At 69.4% G+C, this 17,126-nt stretch carries 13 protein-coding genes; 3 read left to right on the forward strand and 10 right to left on the reverse strand.

Going from position 1 to position 17,126, the window contains the following annotated elements:
* Positions 1 to 196: 196 nt before the first annotated feature.
* From GAS53_RS16540 to GAS53_RS16580, 9 genes are all read right to left on the reverse strand, one after another.
* Positions 197 to 913 carry an ABC transporter ATP-binding protein gene (locus GAS53_RS16540; RefSeq protein ID WP_151478365.1) on the reverse strand — a complete coding sequence of 239 codons (717 nt, stop codon included), beginning with the start codon at positions 911 to 913 and terminating at the stop codon, positions 197 to 199.
* Positions 910 to 1,821: an ABC transporter ATP-binding protein gene (locus GAS53_RS16545; RefSeq protein WP_151478366.1), complete on the reverse strand. Its 912-nt coding sequence runs from the start codon at positions 1,819 to 1,821 to the stop codon at positions 910 to 912. Before GAS53_RS16545 ends, GAS53_RS16540 begins: the two co-directional genes overlap by 4 nt.
* Before the next feature lie 5 nt (positions 1,822 to 1,826).
* A complete protein-coding gene (locus GAS53_RS16550; protein ID WP_151478367.1) occupies positions 1,827 to 3,653 on the reverse strand; it encodes a branched-chain amino acid ABC transporter permease in 1,827 nt (608 codons plus the stop codon).
* A gap of 5 nt (positions 3,654 to 3,658) precedes the next feature.
* Complete coding sequence (locus GAS53_RS16555) at positions 3,659 to 4,591, reverse strand: branched-chain amino acid ABC transporter permease (protein WP_151478368.1); 933 nt, start codon at positions 4,589 to 4,591, stop codon at positions 3,659 to 3,661.
* A 110-nt stretch (positions 4,592 to 4,701) separates the two neighbouring features.
* Positions 4,702 to 5,937 (reverse strand): branched-chain amino acid ABC transporter substrate-binding protein, encoded by a 1,236-nt coding sequence (locus GAS53_RS16560; protein ID WP_151478369.1) that lies wholly within the window; start codon positions 5,935 to 5,937, stop codon positions 4,702 to 4,704.
* Positions 5,938 to 6,216: 279 nt separating this feature from the next.
* The gene (locus tag GAS53_RS16565; RefSeq protein WP_151478513.1) at positions 6,217 to 6,849 is read right to left on the reverse strand and encodes a Tat pathway signal sequence domain protein; all 633 of its coding nucleotides are present in this window, start codon (positions 6,847 to 6,849) and stop codon (positions 6,217 to 6,219) included.
* Positions 6,846 to 7,271 (reverse strand): hypothetical protein, encoded by a 426-nt coding sequence (locus GAS53_RS16570; RefSeq protein ID WP_151478370.1) that lies wholly within the window; start codon positions 7,269 to 7,271, stop codon positions 6,846 to 6,848. The genes GAS53_RS16565 and GAS53_RS16570 overlap by 4 nt, the downstream gene beginning before the upstream one ends.
* Positions 7,272 to 7,336: 65 nt before the next feature.
* On the reverse strand, positions 7,337 to 7,825 hold the full coding sequence (locus GAS53_RS16575; RefSeq protein WP_151478371.1) for a PaaI family thioesterase: 489 nt from the start codon (positions 7,823 to 7,825) through the stop codon (positions 7,337 to 7,339).
* 61 nt (positions 7,826 to 7,886) lie between these two features.
* Positions 7,887 to 10,166: an FdhF/YdeP family oxidoreductase gene (locus tag GAS53_RS16580; protein ID WP_151478372.1), complete on the reverse strand. Its 2,280-nt coding sequence runs from the start codon at positions 10,164 to 10,166 to the stop codon at positions 7,887 to 7,889.
* A gap of 189 nt (positions 10,167 to 10,355) precedes the next feature.
* On the opposite strand from GAS53_RS16580, the gene polA reads away from it, so the two are divergent.
* Both polA and GAS53_RS16590 read left to right on the forward strand, forming a co-directional pair.
* Positions 10,356 to 13,082, forward strand: coding sequence for a DNA polymerase I (gene polA, locus GAS53_RS16585; protein ID WP_151478373.1), 2,727 nt, complete (start codon positions 10,356 to 10,358; stop codon positions 13,080 to 13,082).
* A gap of 192 nt (positions 13,083 to 13,274) precedes the next feature.
* Positions 13,275 to 14,312, forward strand: a complete 1,038-nt coding sequence (locus tag GAS53_RS16590; protein WP_192583140.1) for a serine hydrolase — start codon at positions 13,275 to 13,277, stop codon at positions 14,310 to 14,312.
* Here GAS53_RS16590 and GAS53_RS16595 read toward each other — a convergent pair.
* The gene (locus tag GAS53_RS16595; RefSeq protein WP_151478375.1) at positions 14,233 to 15,087 is read right to left on the reverse strand and encodes a DUF4184 family protein; all 855 of its coding nucleotides are present in this window, start codon (positions 15,085 to 15,087) and stop codon (positions 14,233 to 14,235) included. The genes GAS53_RS16590 and GAS53_RS16595 overlap by 80 nt on opposite strands.
* Before the next feature lie 282 nt (positions 15,088 to 15,369).
* Here GAS53_RS16595 and GAS53_RS16600 point away from each other — a divergent pair, with 282 nt between their 5' ends.
* On the forward strand, positions 15,370 to 17,079 hold the full coding sequence (locus GAS53_RS16600) for a lytic transglycosylase domain-containing protein (RefSeq protein WP_151478376.1): 1,710 nt from the start codon (positions 15,370 to 15,372) through the stop codon (positions 17,077 to 17,079).
* The last annotated feature ends 47 nt before the right edge of the window (positions 17,080 to 17,126 follow it).

Raw genomic sequence — 17,126 nt, forward strand, 5'->3', positions numbered from 1 at the left:
CCGCATTCGTTAAATCCCCACGGCCCATACCACCAGCCTGACCCCAACACCCCACTCACATCAGGAGATCCGAGAAACAGCGCCTAGTACACGCGGCTCGTAGACGCGGCTCGTATACGCGTAGAGACGGCTGAGGCCCGCATCCCTTGTCGGGGGTGCGGGCCTTAGCCGTGTGCGGGCGGTACCGGGGTGGGGTTCAGTCCTCGCCGAGGTATGCCTTGCGTACCGATTCGTCGTGCAGGAGGTCCTGGCCGGTGCCGGAGAGCACGATGCTGCCGACCTCCATGACGTGTCCCTGGTCGGCGAGTGAGAGCGCGGCCTGGGCGTTCTGTTCGACGAGGAGGATCGTCGTGCCCTGGGACTTGAGTTCGGCGATGGTGGACATGATCTTCTGCATCATGATCGGCGAGAGGCCCATGGAGGGTTCGTCGAGCATGAGCAGTTTGGGCTGGGACATGAGGGCGCGGCCCATGGCGAGCATCTGCTGCTCGCCGCCGGACAGTGTGCCCGCTGCTTGCTTGCGACGTTCCCCGAGGATGGGGAAGAGGTCGTAGGCGCGCTGGATGTCCTTTTCGATGCCTGGCCTGTCGTTGCGCAGGAAGGCTCCGAGGCGGAGGTTGTCCTCGATCGTCATGCGGGGGAAGATGTGCCGCCCCTCGGGGGAGTGGGCGAGTCCGAGGGAGACGATCTGGTGGGCGGGGGTCTTCTTCAGTGATTTGCCCTGGAACTTGATCTGGCCGCCGACGGGCTTGAGGAGGCCGGAGAGGGTGCGCAGGGTGGTGGTCTTGCCGGCGCCGTTGGTGCCGATGAGGGTGACGACCTGGCCGGCGTCGACCTTGAAGGAGATGCCCTTGACGGCTTCGATCTTGCCGTAGGCGACCCGGAGGTCTTCGACTTCGAGCAGTGCGGTCATCGGTCGTTCTCCTTGCCGGGCACGGCGTCCGTGGGGGCCGAGGCGTTCGCTTCGGCGGCCTCGACCTCCGCTACTTCCTCGTCGCCGGGGGCGTCTTCGAAGGGTTCTCCGAGGTAGGCGGCGATGACGCGTTCGTCGCCCTGCACGGTGGCGCTGTCGCCTTCGACGAGTTTTTCGCCCTGTACGAGGACGGCGACGCGGTCGCAGAGGTTGAAGATGAACCGCATGTCGTGCTCGATGACGAGGACGGCGATGCCCATGTCGCGGATGGCGAAGACGAGTTCCTCGGTGGCCCGGGTCTCCTGCGGGTTCATGCCGGCGGTGGGCTCGTCGAGGAGGAGCAGGCCGGGTTCGCTGGCGAGGGCTCGTGCGATCTCGAGCTTGCGCTGTTCGCCGTAGGGGAGGTTCCTGGCGAGGTGGTCGCGCTTGCCGGCCAGGCCGATGAACTCGAGGAGTTCCATGGCGCGTTCTTCGGAGGCTTTTTCGGCCTTCTTGAAGCCGGGGCCGCGCAGGAGTGCGGACCAGAGTCCTTCTTTGGTGCGGGTGTGGCGGCCGACGAGCACGTTTTCCAGGACCGTCATGTTGGAGAAGAGACGGATGTTCTGGAAGGTGCGGGCGACGCCGGCCGCGGTGACCTTGAAGGACTGGGGCGGCAGGATGGTGCCTTTGTAGCGGACCTCGCCCTCGGTGGGGAGGTAGAGGCCGGTGAGGCAGTTGAAGAAGGTCGTCTTGCCGGCGCCGTTGGGGCCGATGAGTCCGACGATTTCTCCGCTGCTGACGGTGAGGTTGACGTTGCGTACGGCGGTGAGGCCGCCGAAGCGCATGGTGACGCCGCGTGCGTCGAGCACGGTTTCGCCGGGGGCGTTGGCGCCCGGGACGGCGTCCTTGGTGGTGGTGTCGGTAGTCATCGTGGTCAGGCCCCTGCCTTGCTGAGGACTGTGGGCGCTTCTGCTTCCTCGTGGAATTCGAGCTGGCGGCGCCGGTTCGGGATGAGGCCTTCCGGACGGAAGCGCATCAGCAGGACGAGCGCGAGACCGAAGGCGAAGAGCTGGTAGTCGCCGAGGAACTGGAGCTTGGCCGGGATCAGGTAGAGCAGTGCGGCGCCGACGAGGGGTCCGCTGATGGTGCCCATGCCGCCGAGGACGACCGCTGCGAGCAGGAAGGCCGAGTTGGGTGGGACGACGTGGGCGAACTGGTATTGCTCTGGGGTCACGGTGTAGGTGACGTGTGCCTGGACGGAGCCGGCGAGGCCGGCGAGGGCGGCGCCGAGGGCGAAGGCGACGAGTTTGACGCGGAAGCCGTTGATGCCCATGGCGAGGGCGGCTGTTTCGTCTTCGCGGATGGCGACCCAGGCGCGGCCGATGCGGGAGTCGCCGCTGCGTCGGAAGACGATCACGACGACGAGGGTGATGAGGAGCATCAGCAGGAAGTAGTTGGCGAAGCGGGCGATGGTGAATCCGCCGAAGCTGTGTTCCTGGCCGAAGTCGAATCCGAAGATGTTGAGGTTCGGGATCGAGGAGATGCCGTTGGAGCCGTTGGTGATGTCGGGTCCTGAGGTGCCGTCCATGTTGAGGACGGTGATGCGGAAGATCTCACCGAAGCCGAGGGTCACGATGGCGAGGTAGTCGCCGCGCAGTCGCAGGGTGGGGGCGCCGATGATGACGCCGAAGACCATGGCGACGGCTGCGCCGAGGAGGGCGGAGGCCCAGAACGGCAGGTGGATGTCGAACGGTGAGGAGGGGGAGCCGGAGACCATGGCCGCGGTGTAGGCGCCGACGCCGAGGAAGGCGACGTATCCGAGGTCGAGGAGGCCGGCGAGGCCGACGACGATGTTGAGGCCGAGGGCGACGGTGGCGAAGATCAGGATGTAGACGCCGATGGTCGCGTACTGGTCGTCGGACTGGGTGAAGGGGAATGCGGCGGCGGCGACGAACGCGCCGATCATCGTCACCGTGCGGTGCTTGGAGGTGAGCTCGGAGACCCGGTTCACGAGTCCGGCCTTGGCCGCGGCGGCGAAGCCGAAGCCGGCGGTGATGAGGAAGCCGACGAAGAGTTCGTCGTATTCGGTGCCGATGCCGTAGGTGAAGACGATCAGGCCGAGGGAGAGTGCCGCGACGATGATCAGGATTTCGGCGTACGCGGGCAGCTTGCGGGCCGGGGCGCTGGTGGTGCCGGAGGCGAAGGTCGCCTTGATGATGGCGCCGGTGTGCCGCGCGTTGTGGCGGAACTGCTCCCAGCCGGTGTCGTCCGGGTCGGAGGGGTCGGGCGCCGGCCGCTCGAACGGCAGGGAGAGTGCGCCGAGCAGGGCGGCGAGGGTGGCGATGGCCGCGACCCAGCCGCCGGGTTCGAGGTTGGCCAGGCCGCCGAGTTGGGCGCTGATCGCGATGATCGTGTACCAGGCGGTGGCGAATGCGGTGAGTGCGGCGGTTTTGATGGCGCTGTCGGCGCCCGCCGGTACGAGCCAGCGCAGGCCCTTGATGCCGTAGGAGGCGAGGCCGAAGAGTGCGGTGAGGGCGCCGCCGATGAGGACGAGGACCTGCAGGCCGCCGGGGTAGCCGTAGACGGTGAGGTCGCCGGGGAAGGCGGAGGTCCAGGTCCAGGCGAGGAAGGTCGAGATGATGGTGAGGATTCCGCCGCCGGTGGCGAGGGCGCGTCCGATGTGCGGCGGGATGCCGATGAGTCCGGTGGCGCCGGAGGGGTCCTTGGCGGGCGTCTGGGGGGTGCTGGTCTGTGTGGTCATAGGTCTCACGCCCTGTCCGCGACGCGCTCGCCGAGCAGGCCCTGTGGCCTGAAGAGGAGCACGAGGATGAGGAGTACGAAGGCCCAGACGTTGGCCCAGGACTGGCCGCCGAGCTGCGACATGCCGGGGACGTCGGCGATGTAGGCGGTGGCCATGGTTTCGGCGAGGCCGAGGACCACTCCGCCGATCATGGCTCCGTAGATGTTGCCGATGCCGCCGAGGACGGCTGCGGTGAAGGCCTTGAGGCCCAGGATGAAGCCCATGCGGAAGTCGATCTGGCCGTACTTGAGGCCGTAGGCGAGGCCTCCGACGGCGGCGAACGCGGCGCCGAGGGCGAAGGCGACCACGATGATGCGGTCGGTGTTGATGCCCATGAGCTTGGCGGTGTCGGGGTCCTGGGCGGTGGCCTGCATGCCGCGTCCGGTGCGGGTCTTCATGACGAAGTAGGCGAGGATCGCCATGCTGATCGGGGCCGCGACGAAGAGGAAGATGTCACCGGTCTGGATGGTGACGCTGCCGATTTCGAAGGGGCCGCCTTCGATCTGCGGGAAGGTGCGCGCCGACTTGGCGTTGGGGTACCAGGCCCATACCGCCTGCTGGAGGGCCAGGGAGAGGCCGATGGCGGTGATGAGGGGGGCGAGTCGTGGTGCGGTGCGGAGAGGGCGGTAGGCGAACCGTTCCGCGCCTACGGCGACCGTGACGGCGACCAGGACGGCGCCGACGAGCATCAGTGGCAGGGCGATCGCCATGGAGGTGCCGTCGGGCAGTACGTACAGGTAGACCGTGAATGCGCCGAAGGCGCCGGTCATGAAGATCTCGCCGTGGGCGAAGTTGATGAGCTGGACGATGCCATAGACCATCGTGTAGCCGATGGCGACCAGCCCGTACATGGATCCCAGTAGCAGGCCGTTGACCAGCTGCTGCGGCAGTTCGTTCACCGCATGTCCTCCGAGACTTCGGATAGTCGAGGGATGTGACCGGATGCGAGTCCGCGCGGGGCGCCAGTGGTGCAGCGCCCCGCGCGGCTCATTGAGTGGTGAGGTGAGGGTCAGCCCGTGTAGGTGCCGGACTTGACCGCCTTCCAGTCGGCGCCCTCGACGGAGTAGACGGTGAGCTGCTTGTTCGTCGCGTCACCGTACTCGTCGAAGGAGACCTTTCCGGTCACACCGTCGAACGAGACGTTCTGCATGGCCTCGGTGACCTTGGCGCGGGCGTCGTCGGGAAGCTTGCCGTCGTTGTCCTCGACGACCTTCTTCACGGCTTCGATGATCGCCCAGGCCGAGTCGTAGGAGTAGCCGCCGTACGCCTCGTAGGCCTCCTTGTAGCCGCCGGCCTTGTAGTTGGCGACGAACTCCTTGGCGGAGGGGAGGTCCTCGACGGGCGCGCCGACGGAGGTGGCGAGGTCGCCCGTTCCGCTGGCTCCGGCGAGCTTGATGAAGTCGGCGCTGTAGATGCCGTCGCCGCCGACGAGCGGGATCTTGGCACCGGCGGCCTTGATCTGCTTGCTCAGCGGGCCGGCCTGCGGGTACTCGCCGCCGTAGTAGACGACGTCCGCGCCGGAGTTCTTCACCTTGGTGGCGACGGCGGAGAAGTCCTTGGTGTCGGGGTCGATGTGCTCGGTGCCCACGATCTTGCCGCCGAGCTTCTTGAACTCGTCGGTGAAGGTGGCGGCCAGGCCGGCGCCGTAGGTCTTCTTGTCGTCGATGACGTAGACGCTCTTCTTCTTGGCGTCGTTGTAGACGTACTGCGCGGCGAACGGGCCCTGGATGGCGTCCGTGGTCGCGGTGCGGAAGTACGACTTGTACGGGCGGGCCTTCTCGCCGCCGTTCCACTTCGTGCCCTGGGTGAGGGCCGGGTTGGTGTTGGCGGGGGAGACCTCGACCAGCTTGGCGTCGTCGAAGACCTTCTGCATGGACTCGGCGACGGAGGAGTTCAGCGGGCCGACGACGCCGAGGACGTCCTTGTCGGCGACGAGCTTGGTGGCGTTCTGCTGGCCCGAGGAGGGCTGCGCCTGGTCGTCGAGAGCTTCGACCTTGAAGGTTATGCCGTCGACGGTCTTTTCCTTGTTGGCCGTCTTGGCGGCGAGGTCCACGGAGTTCTTGATGCCGAGGCCCAGCGCGGACAGGTCGCCGGTCAGCGGGGCGTCGACGCCGATGACGACGGTCGTGCCACCGCCGCCGTTGTCCGAGCCGCCGCCGTCCTCGTCGCGCGAGCCACAGGCGGTGAGGGTGAGTGCTCCCGCCGCCAACGCGGCGGTGATGGCGATGAGCGAACGTTGACGCACGATCAGCAGTCCTTTCCCTGGCGCAGCCCTTCCTCATGGAACGGGCCGAGTCGAGCGCTGGCCGAAAATACTTCGAATCCCATGGCGCGGTGACTGGCCGTGACTCTAAGCGGGTGAAGGGAACGTGGAGGAGAGTCTGGCCCATGCTGTGACGCTCTTGTTATGACACGAGGTAATGCAGAGCGGTACTCAGTGGGTGGATGGGGAGAATTCCAGCCGATTCGTCCCGTCCACATAGTGAGAACCTGCAGGACGTGCCGTGATCATTTCAGTAGCGTTCTACTGTTTTGCTAATGACGTGGAGTCGTTGCTGCAGGCGACTTGAAGGGCTTCTGAGAGGTCGTGCGCATAGCGCTCACCCAGGATGAAGCTGTGGTCTTCTATTGCGCGCGTATTACGCAGAGTTACGTCAAGGAAAGGCAGTCTGGCGTTTGACGGCACATTCGCGCATTCCGTGACATGCATGGTGACGACGATCTTGTGGCCGAACCCGGTCCTGGTACGGAATGGCGGCCGTGGGGCCGAGCTCAGGGTGAGGGCGGCGTAGGGCTGCGAAATGCGCACGATGGTGATCGTCGGGCCGCCGTTCGCGGTGATCTTGAGCGCGAAGCTGAAGCTGCCGCTCGGGGCGTTCGCGGGCGGGCTCTCCTCGCCCAGGTACGCGACGTCGACCACCTGGGACGGGTACGGGGGAAGGGCCGGCGGCGGCTCGTGCGGCCGGGTCGCGAAGAGGTAGCCGCCGCCCGCGAGGACGGCGGCGGCCGTCGCGGACGTGAGCACGGCACGGCGGTGCCGGGCGTACAGCCGCGCCAGGCGTCCGCGGGGCATCCTGGGCAGGAGCGGCGGGCCCGGCTCGACGGCGTCCCACGCGCGCGTGCCCTCGCCCGGCTCGACCGGGCCGACGCCGCTCAACTCCACGGCCCTCCGCTCGGCCCGCCGTCGCGGTACCGCTCCTCGCAGCGCTCGCGCGCCCGGCGGTCGATCAGCCGCTGCGCGGCCTGTTCGCCCGCGCGCTTCTTCTCGGCCCTGGCGGCGTCCACGACGGCCATCAGGATCTCGTACTGCCCGTTGGACAGGCCCATCGACTGGTAGTCCCCGTAGGTGCTGCTGTCGAGGACCTCCCGCGACCAGTGGGCGACGATCCGCGCGCACAGGTCCTCGGGAGGCGTGGCCGCCGGCGACGACGGCGAACCGGAAACGGTCGCCGCGGCCTCGCGCGTACCGGCCGATCCGCCCGGCGAACCGGACTCCCCGCACCCGGTGACCAGAGCGCCGGTCACCAGCACCAGCCCCAGCACCGCCCCCCGCCGAGGGGCCCCGCCACCCGTTCCCATCCCATGACGCTAAGGCGCCGGGTGCCCGGGATCAACGGCGTTGCCCACAACGGGTTTCCGGCGGGTCAGCTCGCCGCGCTGACGCGCTCCGCGTCGCTCGGATTCACGTCGCGCAGCAGACACGTCAGCCGCGCACTGCACACCCGCTTCCCGTCCTCGTTACTGATCACGATCTCGTACGTGGCTGTCGAGCGGCCCCGGTGCAGGGGGGTGGCCACTCCGGTCACCAGGCCGGAACGGGCGCCCCGGTGGTGGGTGCAGTTCAGGTCGACGCCGAGGGCGATCTTGGAGCTGCCGCCGTGCAGCATCGCGCCGATCGAGCCGAGCGTCTCGGCGAGCACGGCGGAGGCGCCGCCGTGGAGCAGGCCGTACGGCTGGGTGTTGCCCTCGACCGGCATGGTGCCCACGACGCGGTCCGCGGAGGCCTCGACGATCTGGACGCCCATGCGCGTACCGAGGTGTCCGGCGGAGAACATGGCGACCAGGTCCACGCCGAGCGCCGCGTACTCGTCGATGACCTCTTGCGGGAACTGCACGTGGTTCTGCTCGCCCATGGGGCCGGCTCCTTCGTCGTCGATCACGCTGATCAACCGAACGCGCTGACTAAGCGAACGCTCAGTTGGCAGCCGATTGTTCCAGACGGACGACGACGGACTTACTGGCGGGCGTGTTGCTGGTGTCCGCGGTGGCGTCCAGGGGCACCAGAACGTTGGTCTCCGGGTAGTACGCGGCCGCGCAGCCGCGGGCCGTGGGGTAGTGCACGACCCGGAAGCCGGGGGCCCGGCGCTCCACGCCGTCCTGCCACTCGCTGACCAGATCGGTGTACGACCCGTCGGCCAGGCCCAGCTCACGGGCGTCCTCGGGGTTGACGAGGACGACCCGGCGGCCGTTCTTGATGCCCCGGTAGCGGTCGTCCAGGCCGTAGATCGTGGTGTTGTACTGGTCGTGCGAGCGCAGGGTCTGCAGCAGGAGGCGGCCTTCGGGGAGCTTCGGGTACTCGACGGGCGCGGCCGTGAAGTTGGCCTTGCCGGTGGCCGTGGGGAAGCGCCGCTCGTCGCGGGGGGCGTGCGGGAGGGCGAAGCCCCCGGGCTCGGCCACGCGGGCGTTGAAGTCCTCGAAGCCCGGGACGACCCGCGCGATGCGGTCGCGGATCGTCGCGTAGTCCTTCTCGAACTCCTCCCAGGGTGTGCGGGAGCTCTCGCCGAGGACGCGGCGCGCGAGGCGGCACACGATGGCGGTCTCGGACAGCAGGTGCTCGCTCGCGGGCTGCAGGCGGCCGCGCGAGGCGTGCACCATGCCCATGGAGTCCTCGACGGTGACGACCTGCTCGCCACTGCCCTGGAGATCACGCTCGGTGCGGCCTAGGGTCGGCAGGATCAGGGCACGCGCGCCCGTGACGGCGTGCGAGCGGTTGAGCTTCGTCGACACGTGCACGGTGAGGCGGGCACGTCGCATGGCCGCCTCGGTGACCTCGGTGTCGGGGGACGCCGACACGAAGTTGCCGCCCATCGCGAAGAAGACCTTGGCCAAGCCGTCGCGCATCGCGCGGATGGCCCGTACGACGTCATAGCCGTGCTCGCGCGGCGGGGCGAAGCCGAACTCCTTCTCCAGGGCGTCCAGGAAGGCGGGCGCGGGGCGTTCGAAGATGCCCATCGTGCGGTCGCCCTGCACGTTCGAGTGGCCGCGCACCGGGCACACGCCCGCGCCCGGGCGGCCGATGTTGCCGCGCAGCAGAAGGAAGTTGACGACCTCGCGGATCGTCGGCACGGAGTGCTTGTGCTGGGTCAGGCCCATGGCCCAGCACACGATGGTGCGCTTCGAGGCGAGGACCATGCGCAGCGCTTCGTCGACCTGCGCGCGCGTGAGGCCCGTCGCGGTGAGCGTCTCGTCCCAGTCGGCGGCGCGGGCCGCCTCGGCGAACTCCTCGTAGCCGTGGGTGTGTTCGCCGACGAAGGCCTCGTCGACGGCGCCCTCCGTCTCCACGATCAGCTTGTTCAGGAGGCGGAAGAGGGCCTGGTCGCCGCCGATGCGGATCTGCAGGAACAGGTCGGTGAGCGCGGCGCCCTTGAACATGCCCTGGGGGGTCTGCGGGTTCTTGAAGCGCTCCATGCCCGCTTCGGGCAGCGGGTTCACGGTGATGATCTTCGCGCCGTTCGCCTTCGCCTTCTCCAGGGCGGAGAGCATGCGCGGATGGTTCGTACCCGGGTTCTGCCCGGCGACGATGATCAGGTCCGCCTTGTAGAGGTCCTCCAGGAGGACGCTGCCCTTGCCGACGCCGATGGTCTCGTTGAGCGCGGAGCCCGACGACTCGTGGCACATGTTGGAGCAGTCCGGCAGGTTGTTCGTACCGAACTCGCGGGCGAACAGCTGGTACAGGAACGCCGCTTCGTTGCTGGTGCGGCCCGAGGTGTAGAACAGCGCCTCGTCGGGGGAGGCGAGGCCGGTGAGCTCCTCGGCGATGATGTCGAAGGCGCGCTCCCAGGGCACCGCCTCGTAGTGGTCGGCGCCCTCCGCGAGGTACATGGGGTGGGTGAGACGGCCCTGCTGGCCCAGCCAGTAGCCGCTGCGGTTCGCGAGGTCGGCGACGGAGTGCGCGGCGAAGAAGTCCGGCGTCACGCGGCGCAGGGTGGCCTCCTCCGCGACCGCCTTCGCGCCGTTCTCGCAGAACTCCGCCGCGTGCCGGTGCTCCGGCTCGGGCCAGGCGCAGCCCGGGCAGTCGAAGCCGTCCTTCTGATTGACCCGCAGCAGCGTCAGCGCCGTGCGCTTCACTCCCATCTGCTGCTGGGCGGCGCGCAGGGTGTGCCCGATCGCGGGCAGTCCGGCCGCGGCGTGCTTCGGCCCGGCGACCTGCGGCGCGTCCTGAACCGGATCACTCTGGGGCGGCTTGCCGGCCATCTCGGCCTCCTCTTCGAGCACATGTGTGAGGTACGTCTCCGATCCTCGCACGTGGTGGTGACAACGATCGTGCCCAGTCCCGGACGGCCCGCGCGATCAGTGCTCGCGTCCTCGACGGCCCGTCCCCGTCAGAGGTGGTCCGTGCTTGCTGGTGCCGCACTGTCAGTGGGGCGTGGCAGGATCGGGGATGTGGCAGAGACAGCATCGAAGAAGACCGAGAAGACCTCCGGCGGCGGGCGCCCGCGGCTGATGCTCATGGACGGGCATTCGCTGGCGTACCGAGCGTTCTTCGCGCTGCCCGCGGAGAACTTCACCACCGCGACGGGCCAGCCGACGAACGCGATCTACGGCTTCGCGTCGATGCTCGCCAACACGCTGCGCGACGAGGAACCCACGCACTTCGCGGTGGCGTTCGACGTATCGCGCAAGACATGGCGCTCCGAGGAGTTCACGGAGTACAAGGCGAACCGCTCCTCGACCCCGGACGAGTTCAAGGGCCAGGTCGAGCTGATCGGCGAGCTGCTCGACGCGATGCACGCGGAGCGGTTCGCGGTCGCGGGCTTCGAGGCGGACGACCTCATCGCCACGCTCGCCACACAGGCCGAGGCCGAGGGCTTCGAGGTTCTGATCGTCACCGGCGACCGCGACTCGTTCCAGCTGGTCAGCGAGCACACGACGGTCCTGTATCCGACCAAGGGCGTCTCGGAGCTGACCCGGTTCACTCCGGAGAAGGTCTTCGAGAAGTACGGACTGACGCCCGCGCAGTACCCCGACTTCGCGGCCCTGCGCGGCGACCCGTCCGACAACCTGCCGGGCATCCCCGGAGTCGGCGAGAAGACCGCCGCGAAGTGGATCAACCAGTTCGGGTCGTTCGCGGAGCTGGTCGAGCGCGCCGACGAGGTCAAGGGCAAGGCCGGGCAGAACTTCCGCGACCACCTGGAGGCGGTCAAGCTCAACCGCCGGCTCACCGAGCTGGAGCGGAACGTCGAGCTGCCCAAGACGGTCGCCGACCTGGAGCGCGCGGCGTACGACCGCAAGACCGTCGCGATGGTCCTGGACACTCTGGAGATCAGGAACCCCTCGCTGCGCGAGCGGCTCTTCGCCGTCGACCCCGGTGCGGAGGAGGCCGACGCCGGACAGCCGGCCGCCGCCGGCGTGGCCGTGGACGGCACGGTGCTCGCCGCGGGCGAGCTGACGCCGTGGCTCGCTGAGCACGGCAAGGCAGTCCTCGGTGTCGCCACGGTCGACACCTGGGCGCTGGGCACGGGCTCCGTGGCCGAGGTCGCGCTCGCCGCGGCCGGCGGCGCGGCCGCGTGGTTCGACCCGTCACAGCTGGACGAGGCCGACGAGAACGCGTTCGCGAAGTGGCTCGCCGACCCGACGAAGCCCAAGGTCATGCACAACGCCAAGGCCGTCATGCGGGTCGTCGCCGAGCACGGCTGGAGCGTCGCGGGCGTCTCCATGGACACCGCGCTCGCCGCCTACCTGGTCAAGCCCGGCCGCCGCTCCTTCGACCTGGACGCGCTGTCCCTGGAATACCTCGGCCGGGAGCTGGCGCCCGCCGCGGCGGCCGACGGGCAGCTCGCCTTCGGTACGGACGAGGCCGCCGAGGCCGACGCGCTGATGGTGCAGGCCCGCGCGGTCCTCGACCTGGGCGAGGCGTTCGGCGGCAGGCTGCAGGAGGTCGGCGCGGCCGATCTGCTGGGCGACATGGAGCTGCCCACGTCGGCTCTGCTGGCCCGCATGGAGCGGCACGGCATCGCGGCCGACAAGGCCCACCTGGAAGCCATGGAGCAGATGTTCGCGGGCGCCGTCCAGCAGGCCGTGAAGGAGGCCCACGCGGCGGCGGGGCACGAGTTCAACCTCGGCTCGCCCAAGCAGCTCCAGGAAGTCCTCTTCGGCGAGCTGGGCCTGCCCAAGACCAAGAAGACGAAGACCGGCTACACGACGGACGCCGACGCGCTGGCCTGGCTGGCCACCCAGACCGACAACGAACTGCCGGTCATCATGCTCCGCCACCGCGAGCAGGCGAAGCTGCGCGTCACCGTCGAAGGCCTGATCAAGACGATCGCCGCGGACGGCCGCATCCACACCACCTTCAACCAGACGGTCGCCGCGACCGGCCGCCTGTCGTCCGTGGACCCGAACCTGCAGAACATCCCGGTCCGCACGGAGGAGGGCCGCGCGATCCGCCGCGGCTTCGTGGTCGGCGAGGGCTTCGAGTCCCTCATGACCGCGGACTACAGCCAGATCGAGCTGCGCGTGATGGCCCACCTCTCCGAGGACGAGGGCCTCCTGGAGGCGTTCACCTCCGGCGAGGACCTGCACACCACCGTCGCCTCGCAGGTGTTCTCCGTGGAGGGCCCCGCCGTCGACGCGGAGATGCGCCGCAAGATCAAGGCCATGTCGTACGGACTCGCCTACGGCCTGTCGGCCTTCGGCCTCTCCCAGCAGCTGAACATCGACGCGGGCGAGGCCCGCGCGCTGATGGACACCTACTTCGAACGCTTCGGAGGGGTACGCGACTATCTGCGCCGGGCGGTCGACGAGGCGCGGGCGACGGGCTATACGGCGACGCTCTTCGGGCGCCGCCGCTACCTCCCCGACCTCAACAGCGACAACCGCCAGCGCCGCGAGGCGGCCGAGCGCATGGCTCTGAACGCGCCGATCCAGGGCACGGCCGCGGACATCGTCAAGATCGCCATGCTGAACGTCGACCGGGCCCTGCGGGAAGCCGACCTCAAGTCCCGCATGCTCCTCCAGGTCCACGACGAAATCGTCCTGGAGATCGCCCCGGGCGAGCGCGCGAAGGCGGAGAAACTGGTCCGCCACGAGATGGCCAACGCGGTGCACCTGCGAGCTCCGCTCGACGTCTCGGTCGGCTCCGGGCCGGACTGGGAGTCGGCGGCGCACTAGCGCGCGGGGCGCGGGGGAGGGGCACCGGAGCGAGGGTGCCTTCTCCACTCCCCTGCGCCCCCGGAGGCCCGTCACCCGCGTGGCCCCCGACCGGAAGCCCTCAGCGCGCCGCGCCGTAAAGATGCGGGCATGGGTCATCACATACGACACATACGACTACGACACATACGGCATACGCGGCGCCTGCGGTACGTGCGAAGCTGCCGCACCGCACTCGTCGCAGCGCTCGCCTCGGCGCTCCTCGCGCCGATCCCCGCCGTCGCGGCAGCCGCCGCCAGCCCCAGAATCCCGACCGACGCCACGACCAGACGCATCCCGCCGGACATCACGGACTGGTACCCGCTGGCGGATGCCATGGGCCAGCGCATCCACCACGACGTCCCCGCCTGCCATGCCCCGCACGCCCCGGACCTCGCCGCCCAGCTGTCCCACGACATCCGGACGGCGCTGTCGTCCAGGGACGGCACCGTCTCCGTGGCGGTGCGCGACAGCTCCGGCCTGACCTGCGTGCTCGCCGGCCGGCGGCAGTACGACTCAGCGAGCGTCGCCAAGGTGCTGATCATGGAGGGGCTGCTGCGGCGGGCCGAGGAGCTGGGCCGCAAATTCACCCGCTGGGAAGCGACGAACGCCCGCCCCATGATCATCAAGTCGGACAACGACTCCGCCTGGCGCCTGTGGACCGACCTGGGCCACAGCTATCTGAACGGCTTCCTCGACCGCGTCCGCACCCGCGCCACCGTCCTTGGCCCGGGCGGCTACTGGGGCCTCACCCGCACCACGGCCGTCGACCAGATGCGCCTGCTGGGCGTACTGACGAACGCCCGCTCCTTCCTGCGCACCCGCGCGTACGGACTGAAACTGCTCACCGAGGTCCGCGCCGACCAGCGCTGGGGCGTCCCCGCGGGCATGCCGCGCGGCCTGAAGGCACACGTCAAGAACGGCTGGCTGCCGAGATCCACGCACGGCTGGCGCGTCCACAGCATCGGCGCGTTCACCGGCGAGGGCCGCACGTACCGCATCGTCGTCCTGTCCCACGACAACCCCACGAAGGCGTACGGCGTCCGCACCATCGAGCGCATAGCCCAGGCCGTGCACCGCGGCCTCAACCACGGCCGCGGCCTCGGCCGGGACCTCACTCCGGAGAACACGATCAGCGAGCAGTCGGACGGCTCGGCTCCGTACGAGCCGCTGCCGGGCTGGGACGAACCGGAGCCGGACGCCACACCCTGACCGCCACGGCGTACACCGTCAGACCGACGGCCAGGCCGGCCCCCGCCCCGAAACACACGGTGGGAATCAGCTCCCAGGGCTTCGCACTCGACCCCCAGTACTCCCACCACCGCGTCGCCCGCCGCACCGCAGCCACCGCCGCGCAGCCACCGATCACGGCCCCCGCGAGCCACCGGTCCCGTACGGACAACACGGGCACCCCGAGCGGCTCCGTGTCGCGCTGCCGCCGCAGGGCCACCACCACGAAGGCGGCGATCACCACCGCGGCGACCGCCGAACCGCCGTACTGCAGATACCAGTACAGCGGTGAGCCCGCGATCTCCCGCCCCAGGACCGGGAACACCCGCATGCCCCACCGGTCGAGATGCGTGAACGCGTCCAGCACGACATGCGTCAACGCGCCCAGCACCGCGGACACGTACCACCACAGCGCCAGCGACGGCTGGAAACGGGCGCGCGGCGCACCGCAGTGCAGGAAGGCGCCGATCCGCCCCTGCCGGCCCCGCGGCAGCAGCGCCACCAGCGGCTCGCGCAGCACCAGCCAGGCGCCCACGAGGACACAGGCGATGAGAACGTCGACCGTCAGCACCCCGGTGAAGGAGTGCGTGAACTCGCCGAACTCCATCGCCTCCGGCAGCACACTCGCCGCGTAATAGGTCATGTCGGGCGCGAACGAACCGGCGACGAGCACGGCCGGAACCAGTCGCCCGCGTCCGGTCCCGTCGGCGCGCACGGCCGGCAGGACGGCCGCGGCGTGGCTGAGCGTGAACGGCAACTGGACTCCCCGCGAACAGTGTTGAACGAATCTGACGGTCCTGGATGATCCCTTGATCGATGACGCTCAGTATGTGGGAGAGGTTCCCGCAGCCCCCGCATGGTCCGGAGCCGGCCGGGCAGGAGAAACCGGATATGGCCAACCGGTGAAAAACGGGCACGAACAGGTGTCTGCGCGGCGGAAGTTGTCGTAGGGTCACCTGGGTCGCCGCACTGGGGAGTGCGGCCGGACAACAGGAGAGCGCGCGGAGCGCGAGCGATGTCCACGGGAGGGGTTCACGCAATGGCGGCGCAATTCGGCAAGCGGGTCGTCAAGGGGGCGACAACCACCGCTGTGGCCGCGGTCGCGATCGCGGCCCTGTCCGCGTCCCAGGCCCCGGGCGTGACCGACACACCACAGGGCAGACAGAACACCGGCTCCCAGCCCTCGCCCGACGCGAACGCCGACGACAGCGCGACCGGCAACTCGCCGTACTACACGGACCTCCCGCCGCTCAACAGCCCGACCGCGACGCCCAGCACCGGCAGCGGCACGCCCGCCGCCACGGGCGACACCGAGGCGGGCATACCCGCGACCGTCCTCGACGCCTACAAGAAGGCCGAGGCCGCGCTGCGCGAGTCCAAGCCCGGGTGCAACCTCCCCTGGGAACTCCTCGCGGCCATCGGCAAGGTCGAGTCCGGCCAGGCCCGCGGCGGCCGCGTCGACGCCAACGGCACGACGACCACCCCGATCCTGGGCCCCGTCCTCAACGGCAACGGCTTCGCGAACATCTCCGACACCGACGGCGGCGCGTACGACGGCGACACCGCCCACGACCGTGCCGTCGGCCCCATGCAGTTCATCCCCTCCACCTGGGAGTGGTCGGGCCGCGACGGCAACGGCGACGGCACGAAGGACCCCAACAACATCTACGACGCGGCTCTCGCGGCCGGCCACTACCTGTGCCGGTTCAGCTGGGACCTGTCCGACCGGGCGGACCTGAACAAGGCGATCCTCAGTTACAACCACTCCACGGAGTACCTGAACACGGTCCTGTCGTGGCTGGAGTACTACCGCAAGGGCACCCACGAGGTGCCGGACGGCACGGGCACACTGCCCTCCGACCGCAGCGACGGCAACAACGGCAACAACGGGGCGACCACTACTCCGACGCCGCGTTCTCCGAGCACGTCGCCGCCCAGCTCCCAGACACCGGGCGGCGGCGGTTCCGCGAGCCCGAGCCCGAATCCGCCCAGCACGTCGCCACCCGCCACGTCGCCCCCGCCCAGCAAGCCCCCGACGTCCCCGAGCCCCACGCCCACCGAAACGGTGGACCACCTGGAGGACGCGGGCACCGGCAAACTCACCGCGACCGCGGGCGACGCCTTCGCCGAGAAGATCGCCACCCGCACCGAGACCAAGGCCGGCAAGGCCGTTGCCAAGGTCCGGGTCCGGTTCACGATCGTCGGCGACACCGACGCCACCTTCACGGGCGGCGAGAGCGTCGCGACGGCCCTCACCAACAGCTCCGGCGTGGCCACCGCACCCGCGCTCCAGGCCGGCGAGGAGACGGGCGACTTCACGGTCCGCGCCACCGTCGTCGGCCGTACCGTGGCGGGCCTCGACTACACGGCCACGGTCACCGCCCGCCAGGCCGACGCCCTCGCGCGGACCAGCGACACCGCGCTGACCTGCGTCCCGGGCGGCGAGTTCGCGGCACAGGTCGAGGTGAAGGCCACCTACAACGGCGCCGTCGCGGACGGTGTCGCGGCCACCGCCACGCTCATCAAGGCGGCGGACGACGCGACCGTGAACGACAAGGGCCCCTACTTCAAGGACGCCGACGGCAAGACCGTACGCACCCTCGCGGGCCTCAAGACGGACGCGAACGGTCTGCTGAAGCTGCCGAAGCTGTACGCGGACGACACGGCCGGCACATTCCTGCTGCGTATCAACACGACCGGCGGCGCGACGCTGACGGTCGAGCTGAAGGTGGCGGCCGCCACCTCATAGGCCACAGGACGATCCAGCGGCGCCCCTTCGTCATGCAGACGAAGGGG

It is taken from the genome of Streptomyces albicerus (assembly GCF_008905045.1).
GTDB classification, from domain to species: domain Bacteria; phylum Actinomycetota; class Actinomycetes; order Streptomycetales; family Streptomycetaceae; genus Streptomyces; species Streptomyces albicerus.